A 1,082-nucleotide genomic window follows, 5' to 3' on the forward strand; every position below is an offset into this window, starting at 1 on the left:
TTCTGTTGACCCAAAAAACATTCCTGAGGAAAAGAAAAGTAAGCCTGCAAATGTTCCCCGGCATACATCTCTGATTAGCCTTAAAATCGAACAACTTAATCATCAGGGACGCTCTTACCTGTTGCAGATGGATACGCCCGTAGTGAATAAGCCCCGGGATAGTGGCAATACACCCATAGAATCCACGATAGAGGCCCTGCCTGCTAATACTTCCGGGATTTTGCAATACGTATCAAAGGGCGATCTGAGAGGTTTCAACTGTAGAGCGAACAATCTCTTGGATGATAAACCGATTACTTGCAAACAGTTGGCCTATGCGTTTGCTACAGGGAAGTTTGGCACGAAAGATGTTGGTAAATTCACGTCTATTGATCGACTTGATAAAATTTCCCGTCACAGTGGTATTAAAACGCATCAGGCGATGCGTGACACCACAGCTGATGGATATAAAACTGCACAGGAAGGTTATTACTTTGACCGGGATGGGGTAGGCAAGGCAATTTACATGGCTTGTCAACAGCAGCTGGCCGATAGCGAACATAATAAAACCTATCTGTTTTCGTCATCAAACCATGTGATGGCTCTAAAGATAAACTGGTCGCCTGAGCGAGAGGAAATAAAGCTGGCCTTTTATGATCCCAACGACACCCTGAGAGTCCGACGACTCATCGTCCCTGATCTGCAAACCCTGAAGGCGATTAAAATAGAGCACCTTGTCTCAAATTCTTATTTCATCAAATTATATTACCCCAAGCCTTATTTGGGTGGATGTTTAACCACGACAACGGTTGAAAGCCGGGCCGGTAGCTCGTTGGTCAGGGTTATGGCGGATATGAATCCGTACATTATTTATTTTTTGCTCACAAATGGACATTTTTCATCGAAGATGGTCGATCCATTCATGGAGCAACTGAACCGGCTTGATCCATATAATCAAAAGATTGTCCTGATGGCTAAAAATGACGATGGTTTTCCAAGACTAAACATTGCATTACAAAGGGGGCACGGTGAGTGTGTCAAGAAATACCTGGATCGGGTCATGGCCAGCCCCTTGAGCGACGAGATCAAAAAGAATCTACTGA

The 1,082-nt window shown here is 44.4% G+C and carries 1 protein-coding gene; it reads left to right on the forward strand.

The genetic code is table 11. The features are described from left to right. Positions 1-1,082 (forward strand): ShET2/EspL2 family type III secretion system effector toxin (locus KDK14_RS12565; protein WP_257265481.1); only part of this gene is annotated, 1,082 nt, incomplete at both ends.

Origin of the sequence: Endozoicomonas sp. ONNA2, from assembly GCF_024606365.1 — a bacterium.
Lineage (GTDB): Bacteria > Pseudomonadota > Gammaproteobacteria > Pseudomonadales > Endozoicomonadaceae > Endozoicomonas.